Raw genomic sequence first — 24,448 nt, forward strand, 5'->3', positions numbered from 1 at the left:
CGAGCGCAGCGAAGCAATCCAGAGTCCATCCGCCGAAAGATTCTGGATTGCTTCGCCGCGCTCGCAATGACGCGCTGTGAGTACGAATACTATCTCCCCGAGTCGTCCTGGCTTTCGCCAGAACGACGATTGGGACGAGCGCGGTCTCCATCCTCACGATCGTTCCCTCCCACCTGCCGTTCCATCAATCCAAAAACGGCATCGATCGATACTCCCTTGAACTTGGACACTTTGCCGCGCGCGCCTCTAGGAGTCGTGGTGAGGAAACATTTCGAGTTCTAAGGAGGCGCGTGATGAGCGCAGTGGTGTCCGCAGCGGACGTGAGGAGGTCTCGCGTCAGGCTGTTCATCGTGACCATGTTGTTCCTGGTCACGACCGTCAACTACGCCGACCGCGCCACGCTCTCGATCGCGGGCCCCGCGCTCTCCAAGGAGCTGCATCTCGATCCCGTCGCGATGGGCTGGATCTTCTCGGCCTTCGGGTGGTCCTATGTGATCGCCCAAGTGCCGGGCGGCTGGCTGCTCGACCGCTACGGCTCGCGCCTCGTCTATGCCTTCAGCATCATCGTCTGGTCGCTGTTCACGCTGATGCAGGGCTGGGTCGGCTTCCTCAGCGCCGGCGCTGCCATCGTCGTGCTGTTCGCACTCCGCCTCCTTGTCGGCGTCGCGGAAGCGCCGTCCTTCCCCGCCAATGCCCGCATCGTCGCCGCCTGGTTTCCCGGCAACGAGCGCGGCACCGCGTCCGCTTTCTTCAATTCGGGACAGTATTTCGCGACCGTGATCTTCGCGCCGCTGATGGGCTGGATCGCCCACGATTACGGCTGGCGCTACGTGTTCTTCGTGATGGGCGCGCTCGGCGTGATCATGGGTCTCGTCTGGATCAAGACCATCTACGGCCCGAAGGAGCATCCCGGGATCAACGAGGCGGAGTTCGACTACATCAAGGAGGGCGGCGCGCTGGTCGATCTCGACGCGCCCAAGGAAGAACGTGCGCCTCAGTCCGGCTCCGGGTGGGACCACATCCGCCAGCTGCTCTCCAACCGCATGATGCTCGGCGTCTATCTCGGCCAGTACTGCATCAACACGCTGACCTATTTCTTCCTGACCTGGTTCCCGGTCTACCTCGTCAAGGAGCGCGGCCTGTCGATCCTGCAGGCCGGCTTCGTCGCGACGCTGCCGGCGCTGTGCGGCTTCATCGGCGGTGTGCTCGGCGGCATCATCTCGGACGCGATCCTGCGCAGCACCGGTTCGCTGACCATGGCGCGCAAGATTCCGATCGTCGGCGGCATGCTGCTGTCGATGTCGATCATCGCCTGCAACTATGTCGACGGACATGCACTGGTGGTCGGCTTCATGGCGCTCGCCTTCTTCGGCAAGGGCATCGGCGCGCTCGGCTGGGCTGTCGTCTCCGACACCTCGCCGAAGGAAGCCGGCGGCGTCTCCGGCGGCCTGTTCAACACCTTCGGCAACCTCTCCTCGATCACCACCCCGATCGTGATCGGCTACATCCTGGCCGCGACCGGCTCCTTCAACGGCGCGCTGCTGTTCGTCGGCGCCAATGCGCTGGTCGCCGCGTTCGCCTATCTCGTCGTGGTGGGCAAGATCGAGCGGGTGGTGCTCAAACGTTCCTCCTGAGGGCTCCCGCGGGAGCTTGACCAGGCAACTCAACGGCGGCTCAAAAGCCGCCGTCTTTGTTTTGGGGATGATCGATGCTAGAAGTGCCGGGGAAACGCCTTATTCATCTAAGGCATGTATCGATGTTCGACCTCAACCAGCTCCGCTGTTTCGTCACGGTGGCGGAGGAACTACATTTCGGCCGCGCCGCCGCGCGGCTGAACATGACCCAGCCGCCGTTGTCGCGGCAGATCCAGGTGCTCGAGCACATCATCGACGCGCCGCTGCTGGAGCGCACCAGCCGTTCGGTGCGCCTGACGCCGGCCGGCCGCAGCTTCCTGCCGGAGGCGCGCCGCATCCTCAAGCTTGCGGAAAGCGCCTCGCAGGTCGCCCGCCGCATCGCGCTGGGCAAGACCGGCTCGCTCAAGATCGGCTTTACGGCGGCGGCCGCCTACGGCTTCCTCCCCGAGCTGGTCGCGGCCTGCCGCGCCAAGCTGCCCGAAGTCGATTTCTCGCTGAAGGAGATGGTCTCCGGCGACCAGTTCGAGGCGCTCAGCTCCGGCCAGATCGACGCCGGCCTGCTCAGGCCGCCGATCGCGCGCCCCGAAGTGGCCAGCCGCCGCGTCGTCGCCGAGCCCCTGCTTGCCGCGATCCCGAAGAAGCATCCGCTGGCGAGCGCCGACAGCATCACCATCAAGGATTTCGACGACCAGCCGTTCGTGATGTATTCGCCCTATGAGAGCCGCTACTTCCACGATCTCCTGGTGGCGCTGTTCACCCGCGCCGACGTGCTGCCGCGCTATGTCCAGCATCTGAGCCAGATCCACTCGATCCTCGCCATGGTCCGGGCCGGCCTTGGCCTTGCCATCGTGCCGGCCGCGGCCGCAAGCCTGAAGATCTCCGACGTGCGGCTGCGACCGCTCAAGTTGCGCACGCGCGTCCCGGTCGAGCTGTTCATGGTCTGGCGCCGCGATGACGAGAATCCGCTGCTGTCGGCGCTGGTCAAAATCGCCGGTGAATTGTCCTCCGCGGAGACCATGGAAGATTGATGCTGATTTCGCATCGGTCGATATAGGCTTTGGCTTGGACGCGCATCGAACGGTCTCCTAAACCACGGCGCATGGACGCGCAGGCTTGCGTCCTCCACAACACGCAATTAGGGAGCCGCGCCCATGAGCAAGATGACCCCGCAGGAAATGGCCCAGACGATCGGATCGGGCCTCCTGTCCTTCCCCGTCACGCCGTTCAAGGCGGACTACTCCTTCGACGAGGCGACCTACCGCGCCAACATGGACTGGCTGTGCGGCTATGACGTCGCGGGCCTGTTCGCCGCAGGCGGCACCGGCGAGTTCTTCTCGCTGACGCCGACCGAGGTTCCGCAAATCATCAAGATCGCCGTCGAGGAGACCAAGGGCCGCGTGCCCGTGCTCGCCGGCACCGGCTACGGCACCGCGATCGCCCGCGAGATCGCTGTTGGCGCCGAGAAGGCCGGCGCCGACGGCCTGTTGCTGCTGCCGCCCTATCTCACCCATTCCGAGCAGGACGGCCTTGCCGCCCATGTCGAGGCGGTCTGCGCCGCCGTGAAGATCGGCGTCATCGTCTACAACCGCGACAACGCCATCCTTCAGCCCGACACGCTCGCCCGTCTCGCCGAGCGCTGCCCGAACCTCGTCGGCTACAAGGACGGCATCGGCGACATCGAGCTGATGACCCGCGTCTACACCAAGCTCGGCGACCGCCTCACCTATATCGGCGGCCTGCCGACCGCGGAGACCTTCGCGCTGCCCTATCTCGACATGGGTGTGACGACCTATTCCTCCGCCGTGTTCAACTTCGTGCCGGAATTCGCGACCAATTTCTACGCCGCGGTGCGCAAGCGCGATCACGCCACGATCCATGCCGGGCTGAAGGATTTCATCCTGCCGCTGATCGCGATCCGCAACCGCAAGAAGGGCTATGCGGTCTCGATCATCAAGGCCGGCATGAAGGTGATCGGCCGCGACTCCGGCCCGGTCCGCCCGCCGCTGACCGATCTCACCGAGCAGGAGATTGCGGAGCTGACCGCGCTGGTCAAGAAGCTGCCCGCCATCCGATCGTCACAACAGGCTGCAGAATAACAAGACAACAGGGAGGAGCATGCGATGGCCCAGACTGACATCTCCGGCGCGCCAGTCGCCGGCGCACCGGTCGTCACGGCGATGCAGGTGATCCCGGTCGCGGGCCGCGACAGCATGCTCCTCAACTTAAGCGGCGCGCACGCGCCGTTCTTCACCCGCAACATCGTCATCCTCACCGACAATGCCGGCCACACCGGCGTCGGCGAGGTGCCGGGCGGCCAGAATATCTGGCAGACGCTCCAGGACGCGCGCGATCTCGTGATCGGCAAGACCGTCGGCGCGATGAACAACATCCTCGCCGACGTCCGCACCGCCTTCGCCGATCGTGACGCCGGCGGCCGCGGCAAGCAGACGTTCGACCTGCGCGTCATGATCCATGCGGTCACGGCGATCGAGTCCGCGCTGCTCGACCTGCTCGGTCAGCATCTCAACCTGCCGGTCGCCGCGCTGCTCGGCGAAGGCCAGCAGCGCAAGAGCGTCGAGACGCTCGGCTATCTCTTCTTCGTCGGCGACCGCCGTAAGTCCAGGCTCGACTACGTCACGGGCGAGACCGGCAGGGCGGAATGGTTCAATCTGCGCCATCAGGAGGCGATGACGCCGGAGACCGTAGTGCGGCTCGCGGAAGCCACCCAGGATCATTACGGCTTCGCCGATTTCAAGCTCAAGGGCGGCGTGCTCCGCGGCGAGCAGGAGATCGAGGCCGTCACCGCGATCGCCAAGCGCTTCCCCAACGCGCGTGTCACGCTGGACCCGAACGGCGCCTGGTCGCTCGACGAGGCTGTCAGCCTCTGCAAGGACATGCACGGCATCCTCGCCTATGCCGAGGACCCCTGCGGCGCCGAGGCCGGCTTCTCCGGCCGCGAGATCATGGCCGAGTTCCGCCGCGCCACGGGTCTGCCCACAGCGACCAACATGATCGCCACCGACTGGCGCCAGCTCTCCCATGCGCTGCGTCTCGGCGCGGTGGACATTCCGCTGGCCGATCCCCACTTCTGGACCATGCAGGGCTCGGTGCGCGTGGCCCAGACCTGCCGCGACAACGGCCTGACCTGGGGCTCGCACTCCAACAACCATTTCGACATCTCGCTCGCGATGTTCACCCATGTCGGCGCCGCCGCCCCCGGCAAGGTCACCGCGATCGACACCCACTGGATCTGGCAGGACGGCCAGGCGCTGACTAGGGAGCCGCTCCGGATCAAGGGCGGCAAGATTGCGGTCCCCGACAGGCCGGGCCTGGGTATCGAAATCGACAGGGCGGCCATCGACGCCGCGCATGACCTCTACAAGCAGCATGGACTCGGCGCCCGCGATGACGCTATTGCCATGCAGGACCTGATCCCCGGCTGGACCTTCGACGACAAGCGTCCCTGCCTCGTTCGGTAAGAAACTTTCCCTGGAGGAATGAGATGACTGCGATCCTGAAAAACTTCATCGGCGGCGAATGGGTCGACGGCTCCGGCGTCACCAGGAACATCAACCCCTCCAACACCAACGACCTCGTCGGCGAATACGCCAAGGCCGACAAGGCGCAGACCGAGAAGGCGATCGCAGCCGCCAAGGCCGCCTTCCCCGCCTGGGCGCAGTCGACCCCGCAGGTGCGCTACGACGCGCTGAACAAGATTTCTCTCGAAATCCTCGCCCGCAAGGAAGAGCTCGGCCGCCTGCTCGCCCGCGAGGAAGGCAAGACCCTGCCCGAAGGCATCGGCGAGGTCGCGCGCGCCGGCCAGATCTTTGCGTTCTTCGCCGGCGAAGCGCTGCGGCTGATCGGCGAGAAGGGCGCATCCGTCCGCCCCGGCCTCGACGTCGAGCTCACCCGCGAGCCGATGGGCGTCGTCGGCATGATCACGCCCTGGAATTTCCCGATCGCGATCCCGGCCTGGAAGATCGCGCCGGCGCTTTGCTACGGCAACACGGTCGTGTTCAAGCCTGCCGAGCTGGTGCCGGGCTCGGCGCATGCGCTGTCCGAGATCATCACCCGCTCCGGCATTCCGGCGGGTGTGTTCAACCTCGTCGTCGGCTCCGGCTCCGTGGTCGGCCAGACCCTGCTCGATCACCCCGACGTCGCCGCGATCTCCTTCACCGGCTCGGTGCAGACCGGCCGCAAGATCGCGCAGGCCTGCGTGCTGTCGAACCCGATGAAGAAATTCCAGCTCGAGATGGGCGGCAAGAATCCGCTGGTCGTGCTCGACGATGCGGACCTCAAGACCGCCGTCGAGGTCGCCGTCAACGGCTCCTACTTCTCGACTGGCCAGCGCTGCACCGCCTCCTCGCGTCTGATCGTCACCGAAGGCATCCATGACCGCTTCGTCGCCGCGATGGCCGAGCGCCTGAAGGGCCTGTCGGTGGACGACGCGCTCAAGGCCGGCGTGCATATCGGCCCCGTCGTCGACCAGAGCCAGCTCGACCAGGACCTGCGCTACATCAAGATCGGCCAGGACGAAGGCGCAAAGCTCGCCTTCGGCGGCGAGCTGCTCCAGCGCGAGACGCCCGGCCACTACCTCCAGCCGGCGCTGTTCACCGAAGCCAACAACAACATGCGCATTGCGCGCGAAGAGATCTTCGGCCCGGTCGCCGCCGTCATTCGCGCCAAGAACTACGAGGAAGCGCTCGCGATCTCGAACGACACCGAGTTCGGCCTCGCCTCCGGCATCTGCACCACCAGCCTGAAATACGCCTCGCACTACAAGCGCAACAGCGAGTCCGGCATGGTGATGGTCAACCTGCCGACCGCCGGCGTCGACTATCATGTGCCGTTCGGCGGCCGGAAGGGCTCGAGCTACGGCGCCCGCGAGCAGGGCTCCTATGCCCGCGAGTTCTACACGACGGTGAAGACCGCTTATACCTATCCGGGTTGAGACATCGTAGGGTGGGCAAAGCGAAGCGTTCCCACCACTTACGCTCGGTGTGAAGACGGTGGGCACGGCGCGTTGCGCCTTTGCCCATCCTACGATTTCGGAGGCAAGCGCAGATGGACCAGTCAGTCGCAGCGAAAGAGCAGCCCCGCTACATCAAGCTCAACGAGCGCGACAATGTCGCGATCGTGGTCAATGATTTCGGGCTTCCCGCCGGCTCCCGCTTCGCCTGCGGCCTGACACTGCGCGCCTTCGTGCCGCAGGGGCACAAGACGGCGCTGGTCGACATCGCGGAAGGCACACCGATCATCCGCTATGGCGAGGTGATCGGCTACGCGCTCTCGCCGATCCTGGCCGGCGAATGGGTGGATGAGGCGCGCATTCGCATGCCGGAGGCCCCTGCCCTCGACAAGCTGGAAATCTCGACCGCCGTGCCCGCTCCGCTGCCGCCGCTCGAAGGCTTCACCTTCGAGGGCTACCGCAATCCGGACGGCTCGGTCGGCACCAAGAACATCCTCGGCATCTCCTCCTCCGTGCAATGCGTCAAGGGCACGATGGAATATGCGGTGAAGCGCATCCGCGCCGAGCTCTTGCCGAAATACCCGAACGTCGACGACGTCGTGCCGCTGACGCACGCCTATGGCTGCGGCGTCGCCATTAACGCGCCCGACGCGGTGGTGCCGATCCGCACGCTGCAGAACCTCGCGCTCAACCCCAATTTCGGCGGCGAAATTCTGGTCATCAGCCTCGGCTGCGAGAAGCTCGCGCCCGAGCGGCTGGTGCCGGAAGGCATCAGCGATGCCATCGTCCGCATGCAGGACGAAGCCTTCGACGGTTTTGGCGCGATCGTCGATGCGATCATGACACAGGCCGAAGCGCGCCTGAAGATTCTCAACAAGCGCACCCGCGAGACCTGCCCGGCCTCCGATCTCGTCATCGGCCTGCAATGCGGCGGCAGCGACGCGTTCTCCGGCGTCACCGCGAACCCCGCGGTCGGCTTTGCCGCCGACCTCCTGGTGCGCGCCGGCGCCACCGTGATGTTCTCGGAAGTCACCGAGGTGCGCGACGCGATTCAGCTCCTGACGCGACGCGCCATCAACGAGGATGTCGGACGTGCCCTGGTGCGCGAGATGGCCTGGTACGATTCCTACCTGGCCCGCGGCGGCGCCGACCGCAGCGCCAACACCACGCCCGGCAACAAGAAGGGCGGCCTCGCCAACATCGTCGAGAAATCATTGGGCTCGATCGTCAAGTCCGGCTCGTCCGCGATCACCGGCGTGCTCGCGCCCGGCGAGAAGGCGACGCAGAAGGGCATGCTGTTTGCGGCAACGCCCGCTTCCGACTTCATCTGCGGCACGCTCCAGCTCGCCTCCGGCATGACCTTGCAGGTGTTCACCACCGGCCGCGGTACGCCCTACGGCCTTGCGGCAGCGCCCGTGATCAAGGTCGCAACCCGCAGCGAGCTCGCGCGGCGCTGGAAGGACCTGATCGACTTCGATTCAGGCAGCATCGCCACCGGCGAGAAGACCATCGAGGAATGCGGCTGGGACCTGTTCCGCCTGATCCTCGACGTCGCCTCCGGCCGCACAAAACCGTGGTCGGATCGCTGGGGCATCCACAACGACCTCACGCTGTTCAATCCGGCGCCGGTGACCTGAGAGTCACGGACTGTCGGTCAGGTGCATGTCGCCCAGCGTGATGGGCAGGCTGCGCGTGATGAGGTCCGCAATCGCCGCGCGCAGCCGTTCGCCCGAAGCCGAACCGCCGAACGTCTCGTCAACCGGCCCGCTCGGGCCGGCGAGCCGGAGGGTGCCGGTGTTGTCGAGCGGCGCAGCCGCCCGCTTCTCGATCACGTCGAATGACTTGCCGTCGATGACACGAACTTCATAGAGCGCGTGGATCAGGCCGTAATCCGCAAGCAGCGTCCGGTATTCGGCGAGCCCGACACCCTCGACGTTGCGGCCGTTTCCAAGCTTCGATCTTGCCCTTGTGATGACGATGTACGCATCCAGCCCCTGTGGCGTGACATCGCTGCGAACCAGCTCCTTGAACGGATCGCTGCGCAGGAGATTGACGGGCGCGACCGCCGAATCCCTGATCGCGGCGAACGCGGCGCGCCTGTAGCTCACGGCCTGCACGCGGAAGCGTGGGCTCAGCAGCCTCGTCGCCTGCTGGACGATCATCTCGTCCAGCCCCCACGCGCTGATCGAGGCGCTTTGCCCGGTGCTGCCGAGCGCGGTCAGGCCGGCCTGCGTCAGGCTCATCTCCTCGCCGATGGCCGAGACGATGCCGACGGTCTTGATCGCCTGGAGCCGGCTCGCGCGCGTCTCGAACGCCGCGGCGGCACTGAGGACGACGGAAGTCACCGCAAGGGCGATCCATAGGACAACATGACGGCGCATGACGACTATCGAATCCTGAAGTCGAACGAATAGGACGCGCCCAGGCCGATCGTGGTCTGGTTCGACGATCCCCGCAGCTTCACGAGCGGGCTATCCGCGGCATCGCCAAGCAGCTTCTCGTATTCGACATAGGCATGGACCTCCCACTGGGGATTGATGCGATAGGAGATCTGGCTGCCGAAGCCGACCGAGTGCGCACCGCCCCTGGCATCGTACGTCGGCAGTCCCGACGCCAGCGCCTGCGCCGCATCGACGCCGAAATACGGCGCGGTCGCCTTGGTGCTCTTCCAGGTGAAGCGCGGGCCGGCCGAGATCGTGAGCCTTTGAATCAGCGGCACGATGACGTCGGCGGAAACGTCGGCCACCGTGCCGGTATGGCCACCCAGGCCATGGCGCAGTTCGCTGCGCAGACGCAGCCAGTCGACCGGATAGTATTCGACGAAGCCGCCGAGCTCGTATGCGGCCTTGACGTCGCCGAGACCTGTCAGCTCGGAATATTTGTCGCTCTTGCGCGACGAGACGTATTTGAACGCAGGCCCTGCGCGAAAATTGCCGACGTCGAGCAGCGCAATGCTGGCGCTGTCGCGGGGGCCGCGAAACTGGTCGAACGATCCGGCGCGGCGAATCGAGAAGATTGGAATCGGGCGGAATTTTCCGTTGTTCGACCCGACGAAGTCCGGCGTGTATTCGCCGCCGATGCCAACCATGACGGTCCAGTTGCCGGAGGGCGAGGGCAGCATCGGTACATCGAACGGCGGAGCCGGGAGCGTAAACGCGGTCTGCGCCGATGCAGACTGAGGGATCGCCATGATCGCGCCGAGTGCGGCAAGGAATACGCTCAGCAAGCTTTGCTGCGCGCGCGCGGCACGATCGAGAGCGGCTTCGTCAAGATGCTTCATTACTGGGCCCCCGACCGGCCCTGCTGGCCGGTCGACTGGTGTGGTCAGGAGCCCAGCATGTGATCCGGCAAAATTGCCCCAAGATTGCAACGGGCAACCGTCCCTGCGACATTCCGCGCGCCAGATGCGCCGCCGGATCAACATTGCCCGAACATTGCCGGGCCACGTTCACGCTCCTAACTTTGACCGCGCGCGAGGTGAGCGCTCTCGTCCCTGCCTTTTATTCGCCAAGCTCGCTGCCTTAAAGGGAACCTCGCGCACGAACCGAACTGCTGGAATTCGGCCAGCGAGCGTCAAGGTCGGGGTTTTGTTGCCCCAGCAGAGTCAAGGACGACCCGCGTGCGCTCCCTCGTGATCGAAGACGAACCGCAGATCGGCGCCTATGTCAGCCGCCTGCTCGGGCAATTGCACGGCGTCGTCGACCTTGTCGGCTCGATTGCCGATGCCCGGCAGGCGCTGGACAACTTCAAATACGATCTCGCCATCGTCGACCGGATGCTGCCGGACGGCGATGCGCTCGAGGTGGTCACGGCGCTGAGCCGGTCGCCGGAACGCCCCGCCATCATCATGCTGACGTCCAAGGACGCCAAGGAGGATGTCGTCGACGGCCTCAACGGCGGCGCCGACGACTATCTCGGCAAGCCGTTCGAGCCGCAGGAGTTGATCGCGCGAGTGCGCGCCGTCTTGCGCCGGCCTCGCCTGCTCGCACCCGCGGTGCTGTCGCTCGGCAATGTCGAGCTGCATCTCGGCAGCAACGAGGCGGTGGTCGCCGACACCAAAATCCTGCTGCGGCGACGCGAGGCGCTGATCCTCGGAGCGCTCCTCATGCGCCGCGACCGCGTCATCACCCGCGCCGCCCTGATCGAGGAGATCTACGGCTTCGACGACGAGATCGAATCCAACACGCTCGAAGCGCAGGTCTCGCGCCTCAGGAAGAAGCTGGCCGCGCTCGGCGGCGACGTCGAGATCCGCAGCATGCGCGGCATCGGCTACATCCTGCGGCTGGCAACGCCGCGATGACGTCGATCGCCCGGACCTTTGCGCTGTCGCTCGGCATCGCCGCGACGACGATTTTCCTGATCATGCTCGGCCTCTTCATCTGGCGCTATCCGATGGAGGAACGCGAGTTCAGGGCTTGCCGGGTCGTGGCCGCCGTTCTCGATCGCGCCACCATGGTCGAAGGGCAAAACCTGACGGTGCGCCCGACGCCCGCCCTCGAAGAGCTGAAGGCGGACAGTCCGAACCTCTGGTACGTCGTTTCCGCAGGCAACATGGTCAGCGAGTACGGCGGCGAACGCCGGCCGGCCCTCCCCTTCGCGTTTCCCTATCACGGGCCTGTCGGCTCATCGGTCTTCAGCACGCTCGACCAGAAGAGCACCTTCTGCCTCGCCGTCGTGCAAAGGGGTTCGCTGCAGCTCGCGATGATGGTCGGCGAGCCTCACGTCCGTTTCGCCCGGCTTGCAAGAAACTTTCTCATCCGCAGTGTCTTTTCGATCACGCTGCTGGCGCTGGCCTTTGCCGCGACCGTTGCCGTCGGCGCGGCGCTGGCCGCGCGTTTCGTCTCACGCGGTATCGAACGGGTGGCGCTTCGCGCGCTCGCGATCGACCCTGCAGCACCGCAAGGTCTGATCTCCCTGTGCGAGGTCCCTCGCGAGCTGAAGCCGCTGGTCGAGGCGCTGAACCGCGCCTTCGGCGAGATCGACGCCTATATCAGGATGCAGCGCCGCTTTCTCGGCAATGCCGCCCATCAGCTCCGCACGCCTTTGACGCTGCTGCGCGCGAAGATCGACGACGTGCCCGATCCGGCCCTGAAGGTCGAGCTGGTGCGCGACGTCCGCCGCCTCACCTCGCTGGTGTCCGCCATGCTCGACCTCGCGCGCCTGCAAAATCACGCGATCGAGAAGCGGCCGATCGACCTTGCCGAGATCACGCTGGACGTGCTGGCCGATTTCGGCCCCTCGGCGCTGGACGCCGGCATAGAGCTTGCGCTGGAGCGGGCCGACCAGGGACCGTTGCTGGTGCAGGGCGTGGACGCAGCCATTCGCAGCGCGCTCGCCAATCTCGTCGGCAACGCACTCATCCACGCCCGTGGCGCGCGACGCATCACCGCCACGCTCGATCGCGGCAGCATCTCGATCCACGATGACGGCGCGGGCCTGCCCGACGATGCGGAGCACAAGCTGCTCGAGCCGTTTCAGACCGGCAACAGCGCGGGCGACGGCGCCGGCCTCGGCCTGTCGATCGTCCGCGAGATCATGGCCGCCCACGGCGGCGAGCTGGTCATCTCCTCCGAGCCCGGCCGCGGCACGACGATGCGCCTGTGCTTTCCCGAGGCCACAGCGACGACCAGATCCCGGCAGCTCGATCTGCAAACGCGCTAGCAAATCGCCTCGGCCCTTCCGTGAAACCGTCCGGAAACATTGGCGCGGAAAACTTCTTCCGCGTTTCGCGCCTGTCGCATCACGCAATCAAATAGCGCGCCGGCGGCGATCGAATGTTCGCACACCAGCGAACCTGTTGCGGCATCGATGCGACCAAACCTCCGATTGCCATCTTTCACGGAGATTTTCCAATGCGTGTTCTCTCGATGATTGCCATTGCCGGCGCGATGATTGCGAGCTCGGCCGGGGCGTTCGCCGGCGAGCTTCCTTCTTACGAAATCAAGTCGTTTCCGATCTCGGCAACGCAAGTGCAGGTGCTCGGCGGCGCCGGCGTCGAGGAGCAGTCGGCTTCGCCCGCGATGACCGTCGCCGGCATGCCCGCCTCGCCCGCGCAAGTCTCGGTGCTGTCGCCGCGGGTCAAGCGGCTCGCGAGCGCCGGTTCGGCGAGCGAGGCGCGCTAAGCGTCCGTCACCGGACAACGATCGCATCGTTGAGCTGAAGTTTCCACAACGTCATGGCCGGGCACGTCCCGGCCATCCACGTCTTGCCGAGGCCACTCAGAACGTGGATGCCCGGGACGAGCCCCGGGCATGACGAACCTCTTCCGCGCCGTCAGGAGTTCGGCGCTCGCACGTTTCTACGTCATGCTGCCCGGCATGAAGCAGCGCACGCGCGGATGGCCGTCGATATAGTGCTTCCACACCATGGTCCGGCCGATCTTGTTCGGCTCGGTGATCACGGCACCGTCGGGCACGACCACCCATTCGTCGTCGAGATGCACACGGTAACGCCCCTTGTCGGATTCCCAATCGACATCGGCGACCACGTAGCCGTCGGCATCCGAGCAGCATTGTCCGTATTCGCTGCGCAGGCTCTCGAACCAGGGCTTGAGCGGCGAGTTGGCGTAGCGGCCGTCGTCGCGCGCCAGCGCCGAGGTCGCAAGCAGCGCCATCAGCCCCAGCGGCGCCGCCGCACATAGTCTGGCAAGTCGCATGTCGTCTTCCCGCAGATCGCAATCAGCGCCGCGAGGGATAGGCGCCGCCGTCGGCCCTCCGCACGGTGGCGGCAGGCGTGGAGACGGCGACTCGCTCCCCAGCGGCTTTGCGACAGCTATGCAAATCCGGCGCCAGCGCGCATTCCGGAGAACTACTGCTCGCACGGTGTTGCCCATGTCGGCACGCACGTCCTGCATGCTCCGGGTGCCGGCGATTTGTCGCGCATTTTCGAGGCTTTCCTTGTCGCACCTCAACGTGTACGAACGTGGCCGCGAAACCTATCGCATTTATTTAACCGGCTGTTTCGATTAGAGAAATCAGGTGACGGCGTGACTGGCATTGGACCGGCAGCGCTATGAGTTCGAGAGAGTTGCTCCCTGGCCAGCAGGACGCGACCGATTTGCCCGCAAACGAGGTGCAGTTTGCGCTGGTGATTTCGCGCATGCTGGAGACGGTGAAGGATGATCCGGAGTTCAGGCGGCAGCTCGTCTACGATCTTGCCCGCTACAAGCTCCAGGAGCAGTTTACCTACGCCGACGCCAAGAACATCGATCAGATGAAGCGGGCGCTCGAGGTCGCAATCGAGGAGGTCGAGAAGTTCTCGCGTGAAGAGGCGCCGCTGGAGCGGTTGCCGCAACATCAACTCACATCGGCGAAGGCGGGCGAGACAGGCGGCCCACTTCTGTCCGCCGACGCTCCGGTCCTGCGATCGGCGATCGAGACATCCAGGCGGCCTGCGATCTCGGGTCCGCTCTGGCCGGTGATGAAGCGTACGGGGGCCATCCTGCTTGCCGCCGGCGCCATCGTTCTTCTCATCTCGCAGCGAGACCATATCGCCGCGCTGCGCCGGCTGGTTTCGTCCCAGGCCCAGGAGATCGCGCTGGTCCCGCCCAGACCGGAGACGACGATCACGGTCAGCAAGCCGGAAATGGTGACCGCCGTCGCACCGCCGTTGAAACCGACGCGCGTGCTTCCAACCGACTACGGCGTCTACGCCTTGATCGACGACAAATCGCTGGCGGAGTTGAATGCGACCGGCGTCATGGCGCCGGACATGCGCGTCGCGATTTCACCGGAGTTCAAGAAGCCCGATCGGCCGCATCTGCCGAACGGCCGCGTCAAATTCATCGTGTTCCGCCGCGACGCCGCACACGCGATTTCCGAACGCGTCGAGGTTCGGGTCGTGGCGAAGATCGCCAGGGAGTTTTCGACCGACGCCGCGGGCAAGACGCTGAATGGCGGAGACGACGTCGGCGTCATCCGCAACTTCGCCTATCCGTTCCGGGTGTCACCGATTCCAGGGACACCCGAGATGCACGAGCTTCACACCGGCGATTCAGAGCTCGAACTTGCGCCCGGACATTACGTCCTAAGCCTGGGCACGCAGGCCTATTATTTCCAGGTCGACGGCGAGATCACCGATCCCCGGCAATGCCTCGAGCGGGTCGTTGCCGGCAACGGCACCTTCTATGCGCCGTGCAAGAAGGCGCGGACGTATTGACAATTCCGTAGCCCGGGTGAGCGCAGCGATATCAGGGACAAGTGGTCCCGCATATCGCTTCGCTCATGCGGGCGACAAGAGAATGCGGAAGCAACCTTACTGGATTGCTTCGCTACGCTCGCAATGACGAGATGAGGCGCGCACGTGCCACGCACTCAGCTGTCATCGCCCGCGAAGGCGGGCGATCCAGTACTCCGTGACGGACGTGATTGAATCGAGAGGCTGCGGCGTACTGGATTCCCCGCCTGCGCGGGGAATGACAGCGGCATGTGAAACAACGACTGTAGCCTACTGCTTCGGCGCCGGCGCCATCATTGCGCCGCCCTTCTTCGCCGCGGGCGCGGGTGCGGGCTTGGTCGCTGCGGCCTGTGCGGGCAGATATTTGGCAACGATGGCGGGATCGACCTGCGCGATGTTGGCGTCCGGCAGGCGCGTCCAGGTCTCGTCCTTGCCGAACAGGGAGATGCCGAGGAAGCCGCGCATGGTCAGGGTCTGGCCATCGGGGCTCACCGTCATCTTGGCCTTCCAGATATTGCCGTCGCGCGGATTGACCACGTTACCGCCATCATACTTCAACCCGTCGCGCTTCATGTCGCGGATGAAGGACAGGCCTAGCACCGGCGCGTTCTTGCGATCGTCCGTGCACTTCGCACAGACCTCGTTCGGATCGTCGCCGGGCCGCGGGAACGTCTTGGCGATCACGCCTTCGAACACACCGTTGTGGTCAACGAAGAGGAACCATCCCACCGTCTTGCCGTCTTCGACCTTCTGCCAGAGCCCTGCGGCGGTTGGCTGGGCCGACGTCGCAACCGGGGCTTGCGCCGCAGCCGGGCTCACCACGCCGAGCGACAGCGCGAGCGTGAGGAGCGAGAGCAGCCGAAAGCTGGGAAACGGATTCCGCATTATGATCACCTTGCTATTCCACGACTGGAATGGCCGCAGACTACGGCGATTTCGCGAACGGTTCCAGCACCAGAAACATGGGGCATCCTTCCCGCCCCGCTCGCGGTCAGCTGACCCCGAGCTTCTTTTGCAGGCTGGAGGACGAGGTCGTGTACTGGAACACGAGCCGCTTCTCCGGATAGACGTAGCGATGGGCTTTTTGCGACATCAGCGCGCCCTCGTGGAAGCCGCACAGGATCAGCTTGATCTTGCCGGGATAGGTGTTGATGTCGCCGATGGCGAAGATGCCTGATATGTTGGTCTCGAACGCGGATGTCTCGACCGGCACCAGATTGTTCTCCAACGCAATGCCCCAGTTCGCGACCGGACCGAGCTTCATGGTCAGCCCGAAGAACGGCAGCATGGCGTCGCAGGCGATCTCGGTGACGTTGTTGTCGTTGCCCTTGATCGTCGCGCCGGTCAGCTTGCCGTCAGTGCCGGCGAGCGAAGTGACCTGGCCGAGCCGGAGATCCATCTTGCCGGCTGCGACCAGCGCGCGCATCTGCTCGACGCTGTGAGGGGCTGCGCGAAATTCGTCGCGACGGTGCAGAAGCGTGATGCGCTTGGCCACCGGATGCAGATTGAGCGTCCAGTCGAGCGCGGAATCGCCGCCGCCGACGATCAGCACGTTCTTGTCGCGGAACGTCTCCATCTTGCGCACGGCGTAATGCACCGAGGTGCCTTCATAGGCTTCGATGCCCGGCACCGGCGGACGCTTGGGCTGGAACGAGCCGCCGCCGGCCGCGATCACCAGCACCTTGCATTCGAACACCTTGCCGGCATCGGTGGTGCAGCGAAATGCGGGATCGCCGATCTTCTCCACCGTCTCGACCATCTCGCCGAGATGGAAGGTCGGATGGAACGGCTTGATCTGCTCCATCAGCGCGTCGGTGAGCCCCTGCCCCGAAACATGCGGAATGCCGGGAATGTCGTAGATCGGCTTTTCCGGATAGAGCTCGGCGCACTGGCCGCCGACCTTGTCGAGGATGTCGACGAAATGGGCCTTCATATCGAGAAGGCCGAGCTCGAAGGCGGCGAACAGACCGCAGGGGCCGGCGCCAATAATCAGCACATCGGTTTTGATCACGTCGCTCATGTCGTCTCTTTATCGTTATCGGTTGGACGGCGCCCTTTGGGCCGAGGTGACCCTGCCTGTCTAGCCAACGGGGATGGATCAGGGAAGGCATAAAAGCGGGAGCGCCCCGCAGCCGCGCCCACTTGCCGGGTCAAAATAACTGGGCTGTAACGAGGCTGGATATGACGGAGATCAATCGGTGAACGCACCAAGCCGCCTCGATACGACGCCGCGCCTGGAGGACTACCCCTACCGCCTCAGCGACAACGTCCGCTTCGGCGATCTCGATCCCAACCAGCACGTCAACAACGCGGTCTATGCCACCTATTTCGAGACCGGCCGTGTCACCCTGATGAAGAGCCCGGACTACGGGCTGACGCCGCCGGGCCTCGCCTGGATCATGGTGCGGCTCGACATCCATTTCCGCGCCGAGCTGCACTGGCCGAACACGATCGAGCTCGGCCTCGGCGTGGTGAAACTGGGACGGACGTCAGTGACCTTCGAGCAGGTCGTGTTCTCGCAGGGAAAATGCATCGCCTCGGCGACGTCGGTCGGCGTCATGCTCGACGAGGCGACGCGGCGGCCGGCGCCGCTGGCCGCGGAGATCGTCGAGAGGCTCAGACCCTGGCACAAGCGCGGCATCGAGGTCGCGCCGCCTGGCACCTGATGCAGGGGGACGGTCGGATCAGGCCTGGCGTTCCGGCGTCGACACGACCAGCCCGTCGAGCTCGTCGGAGACCTTGATCTGGCAGGACAGGCGCGAGTTCGGGCGCACGTCGAAGCCGAAGTCGAGCATGTCCTCTTCCATCGGCGTCGGGCTGCCGACCTTCTCGCGCCAGGCTTCGTCGACATAGACATGGCAGGTCGCGCAGGCACATGCGCCGCCGCATTCGGCCTCGATGCCGGGAATGCTGTTGCGGATGGCGGCTTCCATCACGGTTGCGCCGTTCTCGATTTCCACCGTACGGGTTTCGCCCTTGTGGTCGACAAAGTGAATCTTGGCCATGTGTGCTCGTGCTGCCGCGATGTTGGGAATGAAGGAGGGTCCGGGCTGTCCTATAACGGGTCGGTTAGCCCGGCGCCATAGCGTTTTGATGCGAGCTGGATCCCGGTTTGCGGGCAGAAAACGCGTCAAAACAAAAGACTAGAGACACCGCCGTTTGCGGGGTTGCCGGCCTAGTGCTTCAGGATCGCCTCGATGGCGGCGCGGGCCTCGGCCACGGCCTCCTTCAGCGCGGCGAAGGCGTGGTGCCGGTCGTGGCCGGTCCGGATCGCGGTCTCCAGGTGAGCGGCGGCATCCGCTACCGCAAAGGCGCCGATTCCGCGGGCCGAGCCCTTGAGCTTGTGCGCGAGCGCGCCGGCCTCGGCCGGCAAATTGGTCATCGCGGCGAGCAGGCGAACCGCCTGCTCGGCGAACATTGCGAGCACTTCCTGCTCCAGCTCGGCGTCGCCGAGCGTCATGCGGGAGAGGTGATCGAGATCGAGCGGGCTGTCGACGGGCGCAAGCGGGGGCGAGGGCATCCATTCCATCCGTTGCAGTTCAGGCGTCATGGCGCAGGACCCCGGCATCGCGCGACGGTTCCGCCGGTTCGGCGGTGCGGTTCCTCCTAGCCAAGCATGGAAATGGTTAACGAAATGTTTGGGCCGCTTTACGCAAATCCGCCCGTTTATTGACGAAAAGTTGCCGCAATCGGCCGAGTCCAGTGGAGAATTGCATTTATTGCTAAGGCGTTACGGCCCGATCCTGTTAACGATGATTAAGATTGTCTTAATCGCGGGCATTTCATTCGCGACGCTCTGCCAATAGGATGTTGGAGAAATTGGCGGACAAGCCGTCCGGGTGGGGACGGCTGAAAGATCCGCGCAAGCGGCATGATCCGGTCTGTGGGCTTGCGTAGCGCGCGGGGCTCGCGGGGGGACGCGTACAAGTAACGAGGGCTCGGACTGAACATGGCGAACACTCCGAAAAAGGTCAAAGACCCGACAGAAGTTGCGCTTTCTGCGATCCAGGAAGCTCTGAACATCAGCGACACCGCTGCGGACACCAGCCGCAACGCCTCGATGCGCAACGAAACGGCGTCTTCGGTGGCGCCCCCGGAGCCCCCGATCTTTGACGAGCCGAGCTTCGAGCCGCACCCTGCCGCGAACGAGCGGGCCACCGTGTTCGATACGATCGAGGAGCCGCGCTCGACGCGCCGCGCCGCCAATGACGACCGCGAGACCATCGGCCAGCTGCTCCAGGCGCTTCAGAAGGGCCGCCCTGCCCGCAGCGTCTATACCTTCGCCACCATCTTCGCCGGCGTCTGGCTCGCCGCCTGCGCCGCGCTGACCGTCGGCTTCCTGCCCTCGATCCAGGCCGCCATGGGCCAGAGCGGCGGCGTGCTCGTCATCGCCGGCCTGATCGCGATGTTCTTCGCGCCGATCATGCTGTTCTATTTCCTCGCGAGCCTGGTCTGGCGCGGCCAGGAAATGCGCATGATCGCGCAGGCGATGGCGCAGGTTGCGATCCGCTTCTCCGAGCCGGAAGGCTCGGCCTCCGATTCCATGGTCACCGTCGGCCAAGCCATCCGCCGCGAGGTCGCGGCGATGGGCGACGGCATCGAGCGCGCGATCGCGCGCGCCGGCGAGCTCGAGACGCTGGTCGCCAACGAGGTCGCGGCGCTGGAGCGCGCCTATTCCGACAACGAGGTGCGCATCCGCGCCCTGCTCCAGGACATCGCGCATCAGCGCGACAACCTGGTCGGCCAGGCCGAGCAGGTCCGCAGCGCCATCTCCGGCGTGCAGATCGACCTGCGCCACGACATCGCGCTGATCTCGGATGCGATCGCCTCGCGCGTCGACGAGGTCGCCAAGAGCATCACCGGCGCTCTCGAAGAGCGCGGCGCCCACATCACCGGCGCCCTGAGCAATGCCGGCGACAACATGATCCTCGCGCTCGGCGAGCGCGGCGGCGACCTGCTCGACCGCCTCGAGGAAGCCAGCAACGAGACCACGCGCGCCGTGCTCGACGCCAGCGAGCGGCTGACCACCAGCCTCAACTTCAAGACCGGCCACGTCCACGACGAGTTCGTCGACCTCGCCGACCGCGTCCACGAGATGCTGAACGAGCGCATCGACCGCATCACCGGCGAGTTCGAGCAGCGCTCCGCCGCGATCGTCGACGGCATCTCCGAGCGCACCGAGCAGGTGCACGACAGCCTGAAGAATTCGTCGGACTCCCTGCTGCTCGAGCTCGAGCTGCGCTCCAACGACCTCTCCGCCAAGATCGACGATGCCGGCAACCGGCTCGCCAACCAGATCATGACCTCCGGCGACAAGGCGAGCGACGCGCTCGACGCCACCGTCAACACCCTGGTCGCCAAGGTCGTCAGCCAGACCGAGACCGCGCACGACTCGCTGTCGCTCCAGATGAGCGCGTTCGACGAACTGGTGAAGAACCAGGGCACCGAGCTGGTCGAGAAGTTCGCCCGCGATTCCGGCACGCTGGGCGCGCTGATCACCCGTCACATCTCCGAGTTCGACCGCACCGTGAAGACGTTCGGCGGCGAGGTCGTGGAGCGCATGGGCCAGCGCACGCAGGACATTGCCGAGACGCTGAAGACCTATGTCGACAATTTCGACACCCGCTTCACCTCGCACGGCGGCCGGATCACGGCCGTGCTAGACCAGCGCCTGATGCAGTTCGAGACCACGGTCGGCGAACGCGTCGCCAACCTCGATGACTCGCTGAACGGCAAGATCACCAGCCTCGACAGCACGATCGACGGCCACATCAAGACCTTCGACGAGCAGCTCGGCGGCCGCGTCACCGCGCTCGAACAGTCGTTCGACACCCGCGCGAGGTCCGTCACCGAGACCATCGACGGACGTCTCAACACGCTCGCCGCGTCACTGACCGACGGTGCCGCGCAGGCGATCCAGTCGATCGACTCCCGCCTCACCCATCTGACGACGTCGCTGACCGGAGGCGCCTCGCAGGCGCTCGAGTCCATCGACTCCCGCCTGACCAGCCTCACGACGACGCTGACCGACGGCGCATCCCAGACGATCCAGACGATCGATACGCGCCTGACGCACCTCACGACCACGCTCACCGGCGGCGCCTCGCAGGCGCTCGAATCCATCGACTCCCGCCTCACCTACCTGACCAGCGCGGTGACGAACGGCGCCTCGCAGGCCGTGCAGTCGATCGACTCGCGCCTCAGCCTCCTGACCTCGACCCTCACGGACGGCACCGCGCAGGCGATCGAGGCGGTCGACCGCCGCATCACCGGCGTCACCGAGATCATCGACGGTCGCAGCATGCACCTGACCGACACGGTCACGGCGCGCTTCCAGGACATCCACCAGGCCATCGAGACCAAGGTCGGCTCGGTCGCCAGCGACATCGACGTGCGCGTGGCGCAGTTCGAGGACCTGCTCGGCTCGCGCGTCGAGGCCGTCGCCGGCCGCATCGAGAGCAGCGGCCGCCAGGCCAGCGAGGACATGATGTCCCGCGCCGAGATGATCTCGACCGCGATCCGCTCGCATGTCGAGGACGCCGAGCGTTCGCTCACCAACCTCGTGGTCAACACCAGCGAGACCATCCAGACCGGGGCGCGCACGGCGCAGCAGTCGCTGATGACGGTCTCCTCCGACGTCAACGCCCAGCTCAAGATGACCTCCTCCGAGGTCGAGCGCGCGCTGACCGCGGTCGGCACCGGCGCCGCGAACTCGATCCTGACCAGCGCCCGCGAAGCGCAGTCGACGCTGGTTGCCGCCTCGGGCGATGCCTCCAACCAGATCAAGGGGCTCGCGGCCGACGTCGAACGCACGCTGTCGGCGGCCGGTTCTGCGACCGCAGCCTCGATCCTGGCCGGCGCCCGCGAGGTGCAGACCACGCTCGTCACCGCCTCCTCGGATGCCGCCACCCACGTCAAGACGCTCACCGCCGACGTGCAGCGCTCGCTGTCGCTGGCCGGCGCCACCACGGCGGAATCCATCACCGCCGGCGCCCGCGATGCGCAGAGCGCGCTGATCGCGGCTTCGAGCGAGACCGCCAACCAGATCAAGGCGCTGTCCTCGGACGTCCAGCGTTCGCTCTCGATGGCCGGCACCGCGACGGCCGAGACCATCACGACCGGCGCCCGCGAGGCGCAGAACACCCTGGTCACGGCGTCCTCGGATGCGGCGAGCCAGGTCAAGTCGCTCGCGGCCGAAGTGCATCGTTCGCTCTCGCAGGTCGGCCAGTCGACCGCCGAGACGATCACGACCAGCGCCCGCGACGCCCAGAGCACCCTGCTCGCGGTCTCGGCCGAACAGACCAGCCAGGTCCGTTCGCTCGCGGCCGAGATGCAGCGCGCGCTGGCGACCGCCGGCGGCGCCACCATCGAGGCGCTCACCAGCGGCGTGCGCGAGGCCCAGGGCACGCTGATCTCCGCTTCGACGGACGCGGCAGGCCAGATCAAGTCGCTGACCACGGACATCGAGCGCACGCTGACCGCGGTCGGCGCCGACACCGCCTCGACCATCCTCAACAGCGCGCGTGAGGCGCAGACCTCGCTGACCTCGACCTCGGCGGATGCCGCGAGCCAGATCCGCACGATCTCGACCGAGATCGAGCGCGCGCTGAGCGCGGCCACCGCGAACGCGACCAACGACATCCAGACCAGCGCGCTCAACGCCCAGAACGCGCTGATCTCCGCCTCCAACGAGGCGAGCTCGCGGGTCAAATCGAGCTCGGCCGACGTCGAGCGCTCCGTGCTCGCCGCCAGCAGTAGCTTCGGCCAGGCCATGACCGGCAAGACCGACGAGATCGTCACCTACGTGCAGCAGCAGGCCGACCGTCTGTCGAACATGATCGACGCCAAGCGCGGCGCCCTGGTCGATGCGATCGGCTCCAAGACCAGCCAGCTCACGCTCGACATCGACCGCGTCACCTCGGACGCGCTGAAGTCGATCGAGACGCGCGGCCATGCGTTCTCGCAGACGATGATGGGCAACGGCTCCGAAGTCGCCCGCACCATCAACGCGGCGAGCGAGATGGCCACCGGCGCGATCGGCAAGTCGCTCAAGGACCTCGAGCAGGCTTCGCGCGCGGCGATCGACCAGTCGCGCCAGGTCTCGATCGCGGCCGTCACCGAGATGCAGGAGACCAGCAAGATCCTGCGCACCGACACGGTCGCCCTGTTCGAGCGTCTGCGCGAAGGCAACATCCTCCTCCAGGAGGTGCTGACCGGTGCGCACGACAACCTGAACTCGCTCGAGCGGGCGCTGGTGACGCGCGTCGCCGACTTCGTCTCGGCGATGAACGACGTCACCTCGCGCAACGGCGCTGCGACGCAGAACCTGGAAGACCAGCTCAACGTCTTCAACACGAAGACCACGCGAGCGCTCCAGGATCTCGGCGAGCTGTCCACCCAGTTCGACGCGCACGGCAAGGCACTCGTCGAGGCCGCCCAGGTCGTCGAGCTGAGCAACAAGAACACCACCGCTTCGCTCGCCGAACGCAAGCAGGCGCTGGAATCGCTCGTCACCACGATCGACCTGCGCACGGCCGATCTCGACCAGCGCCTGTCGCGCTTCACCGGCCTGCTCGATGAATCGCTGGCCGCGGCCGAAGAGCGCGCCCGCGACATCGCCCGCGTCGTCGCGGAGACCGCCGGCGCAGGTTCCGCCGCAATCACCCGCCAGTTCGAGGCGGTGCGCGCGGCCTCCGAGGAAGAGCACCGGCAGACCCTCGACGCCATGCACGACATCTACCGCCAGACCACGGACGAGGCGGATGCGATGTTCAAGCAGTCGACGGAGAAGTTCTCCAACCTCGTCTCCAGCATGAAGCAGATGGCCTTCGAGATGCACAACGAGCTCGAAGCCACCCGCAACGAGCTGCGCCGCGGCGTGCTCGAGATGCCGCAGGAGGCCGCCGAGAGCACTGCGCAGATGCGCAAGGTGATCGTCGACCAGATCGAGGCCCTCGCCGAGCTCAACCGCATCGTGGCCCAGCATGGCCGTGGCCTCGACGTCTCGACGGCGGGCCGCGCCAGCGTGCAGCGCCAGGAAGAGCCGTTGCTGGCGGCCGTCGGCGCTCGCAGCACCGAGACCCGCCTGCGCGACACCGGCAGCGCCTCGACGCTGCCGCCGCCGGACCTCGGCATGCCGGCCACTTCGCGCCGCACCGAAGCTCCGCCGGTTGCGCCGGCTGGCAACGACCAGGGCCGCGACGGCTGGCTGTCGGACCTCTTGAACCGCACGGACGCCAACCAGGGCGCTCCGAACGGCCGCGAGGCCCCGCGCGGCCGCCAGCCTGCACCGGCTCCGCAGCCGCAGGCTCCGCAAGGTAGCAGCAATCCGCTGGAATCGCTGTCGCTCGACATCGGCCGGCTGATGGACCGCAACCTCGCCGCCGAGATGTGGGACCGCTACCAGCGCGGCGAGAACAAGGCCTTCACCAAGCGCCTCTACACGCCCGCCGGCCAGAAGGCCTTCGACGAGGTCGCCCGCAAGTATCGCGCCGATCGCAACTTCAAGGGTACGGTCGACCGCTATGTCGCGGAGTTCGAACGCCTGCTCGACGAAGTCGCCCGCGACGGCCGCGGCCCGCAGGAGCTGCGCAGCCACCTGACCTCGGAGACCGGCCTGGTGTACACGCTGCTCGCGCACGCGGCGGGACGGCTGGGGTAACACTCAAGC

Annotated in this window: 20 protein-coding genes; 12 read left to right on the forward strand and 8 right to left on the reverse strand. The window is 65.9% G+C overall.

The features are described 5' to 3' along the window. The first annotated feature begins 293 nt into the window (after positions 1–293). The 6 genes from WN73_RS17015 to garD all read left to right on the forward strand — a co-directional run bounded on the left by WN73_RS17015 (position 294) and on the right by garD (position 8,240). On the forward strand, positions 294–1,634 hold the full coding sequence (locus tag WN73_RS17015) for an MFS transporter (RefSeq protein ID WP_028173261.1): 1,341 nt from the start codon (positions 294–296) through the stop codon (positions 1,632–1,634). A 122-nt stretch (positions 1,635–1,756) separates the two neighbouring features. Beyond that, positions 1,757–2,662, forward strand: coding sequence for a LysR substrate-binding domain-containing protein (locus WN73_RS17020; RefSeq protein WP_011088611.1), 906 nt, complete (start codon positions 1,757–1,759; stop codon positions 2,660–2,662). 123 nt (positions 2,663–2,785) lie between these two features. Continuing rightward, positions 2,786–3,730, forward strand: a complete 945-nt coding sequence (gene kdgD / locus WN73_RS17025; protein WP_271553902.1) for a 5-dehydro-4-deoxyglucarate dehydratase — start codon at positions 2,786–2,788, stop codon at positions 3,728–3,730. 24 nt (positions 3,731–3,754) lie between these two features. After that, positions 3,755–5,113 (forward strand): glucarate dehydratase, encoded by a 1,359-nt coding sequence (gene gudD, locus WN73_RS17030; protein WP_271553904.1) that lies wholly within the window; start codon positions 3,755–3,757, stop codon positions 5,111–5,113. Between the two features lie 23 nt (positions 5,114–5,136). Then, the gene (locus WN73_RS17035; RefSeq protein WP_161534312.1) at positions 5,137–6,585 is read left to right on the forward strand and encodes an aldehyde dehydrogenase family protein; all 1,449 of its coding nucleotides are present in this window, start codon (positions 5,137–5,139) and stop codon (positions 6,583–6,585) included. A gap of 113 nt (positions 6,586–6,698) precedes the next feature. Continuing rightward, the gene (garD, locus tag WN73_RS17040; RefSeq protein ID WP_028173257.1) at positions 6,699–8,240 is read left to right on the forward strand and encodes a galactarate dehydratase; all 1,542 of its coding nucleotides are present in this window, start codon (positions 6,699–6,701) and stop codon (positions 8,238–8,240) included. Between the two features lie 3 nt (positions 8,241–8,243). Here garD and WN73_RS17045 read toward each other — a convergent pair whose 3' ends face one another. Then, positions 8,244–8,984 (reverse strand): hypothetical protein, encoded by a 741-nt coding sequence (locus WN73_RS17045; RefSeq protein ID WP_271553908.1) that lies wholly within the window; start codon positions 8,982–8,984, stop codon positions 8,244–8,246. A 5-nt stretch (positions 8,985–8,989) separates the two neighbouring features. Next, entirely contained in the window at positions 8,990–9,883 is an 894-nt protein-coding gene (locus WN73_RS17050) for a MipA/OmpV family protein (protein WP_271553909.1), read from the reverse strand. A 339-nt stretch (positions 9,884–10,222) separates the two neighbouring features. On the opposite strand from WN73_RS17050, the gene WN73_RS17055 reads away from it, so the two are divergent. Together WN73_RS17055 and WN73_RS17060 are read left to right on the forward strand one after the other, a co-directional pair. Then, positions 10,223–10,903, forward strand: a complete 681-nt coding sequence (locus WN73_RS17055; RefSeq protein ID WP_028173254.1) for a response regulator transcription factor — start codon at positions 10,223–10,225, stop codon at positions 10,901–10,903. Further along, on the forward strand, positions 10,900–12,264 hold the full coding sequence (locus WN73_RS17060) for a sensor histidine kinase (protein ID WP_271553910.1): 1,365 nt from the start codon (positions 10,900–10,902) through the stop codon (positions 12,262–12,264). The genes WN73_RS17055 and WN73_RS17060 overlap by 4 nt, the downstream gene beginning before the upstream one ends. Here WN73_RS17060 and WN73_RS17065 read toward each other — a convergent pair. Continuing rightward, positions 12,261–12,443 (reverse strand): hypothetical protein, encoded by a 183-nt coding sequence (locus WN73_RS17065; RefSeq protein WP_162494128.1) that lies wholly within the window; start codon positions 12,441–12,443, stop codon positions 12,261–12,263. The genes WN73_RS17060 and WN73_RS17065 overlap by 4 nt on opposite strands. A gap of 12 nt (positions 12,444–12,455) precedes the next feature. On the opposite strand from WN73_RS17065, the gene WN73_RS17070 reads away from it, so the two are divergent. Continuing rightward, positions 12,456–12,725, forward strand: coding sequence for a hypothetical protein (locus WN73_RS17070; RefSeq protein WP_038967743.1), 270 nt, complete (start codon positions 12,456–12,458; stop codon positions 12,723–12,725). Between the two features lie 176 nt (positions 12,726–12,901). Here the strand turns inward: WN73_RS17070 and WN73_RS17075 are convergent, their stop codons facing one another. Beyond that, positions 12,902–13,258, reverse strand: a complete 357-nt coding sequence (locus tag WN73_RS17075) for a hypothetical protein (RefSeq protein ID WP_028173251.1) — start codon at positions 13,256–13,258, stop codon at positions 12,902–12,904. Positions 13,259–13,659: 401 nt separating this feature from the next. On the opposite strand from WN73_RS17075, the gene WN73_RS17080 reads away from it, so the two are divergent. Beyond that, positions 13,660–14,760 carry a hypothetical protein gene (locus tag WN73_RS17080; RefSeq protein ID WP_271553913.1) on the forward strand — a complete coding sequence of 367 codons (1,101 nt, stop codon included), beginning with the start codon at positions 13,660–13,662 and terminating at the stop codon, positions 14,758–14,760. Between the two features lie 288 nt (positions 14,761–15,048). Here WN73_RS17080 and WN73_RS17085 read toward each other — a convergent pair whose 3' ends face one another. Next, entirely contained in the window at positions 15,049–15,663 is a 615-nt protein-coding gene (locus WN73_RS17085) for a DUF2147 domain-containing protein (protein ID WP_271553915.1), read from the reverse strand. 106 nt (positions 15,664–15,769) lie between these two features. Continuing rightward, a complete protein-coding gene (locus WN73_RS17090) occupies positions 15,770–16,798 on the reverse strand; it encodes an NAD(P)/FAD-dependent oxidoreductase (RefSeq protein ID WP_011088624.1) in 1,029 nt (342 codons plus the stop codon). A gap of 178 nt (positions 16,799–16,976) precedes the next feature. Here WN73_RS17090 and WN73_RS17095 point away from each other — a divergent pair, with 178 nt between their 5' ends. Further along, a complete protein-coding gene (locus tag WN73_RS17095) occupies positions 16,977–17,444 on the forward strand; it encodes an acyl-CoA thioesterase (RefSeq protein ID WP_271553916.1) in 468 nt (155 codons plus the stop codon). Positions 17,445–17,462: 18 nt separating this feature from the next. Here WN73_RS17095 and WN73_RS17100 read toward each other — a convergent pair whose 3' ends face one another. Continuing rightward, entirely contained in the window at positions 17,463–17,783 is a 321-nt protein-coding gene (locus WN73_RS17100; RefSeq protein ID WP_011088626.1) for a 2Fe-2S iron-sulfur cluster-binding protein, read from the reverse strand. A gap of 170 nt (positions 17,784–17,953) precedes the next feature. After that, on the reverse strand, positions 17,954–18,328 hold the full coding sequence (locus tag WN73_RS17105) for an Hpt domain-containing protein (protein ID WP_028173247.1): 375 nt from the start codon (positions 18,326–18,328) through the stop codon (positions 17,954–17,956). Positions 18,329–18,727: 399 nt separating this feature from the next. Here WN73_RS17105 and WN73_RS17110 point away from each other — a divergent pair, with 399 nt between their 5' ends. Next, positions 18,728–24,439, forward strand: a complete 5,712-nt coding sequence (locus WN73_RS17110) for an apolipoprotein A1/A4/E family protein (protein WP_271553917.1) — start codon at positions 18,728–18,730, stop codon at positions 24,437–24,439. Positions 24,440–24,448: the final 9 nt, after the last annotated feature.

It is taken from the genome of Bradyrhizobium sp. CCBAU 45394 (assembly GCF_028128655.1).
Lineage (GTDB): Bacteria > Pseudomonadota > Alphaproteobacteria > Rhizobiales > Xanthobacteraceae > Bradyrhizobium > Bradyrhizobium diazoefficiens.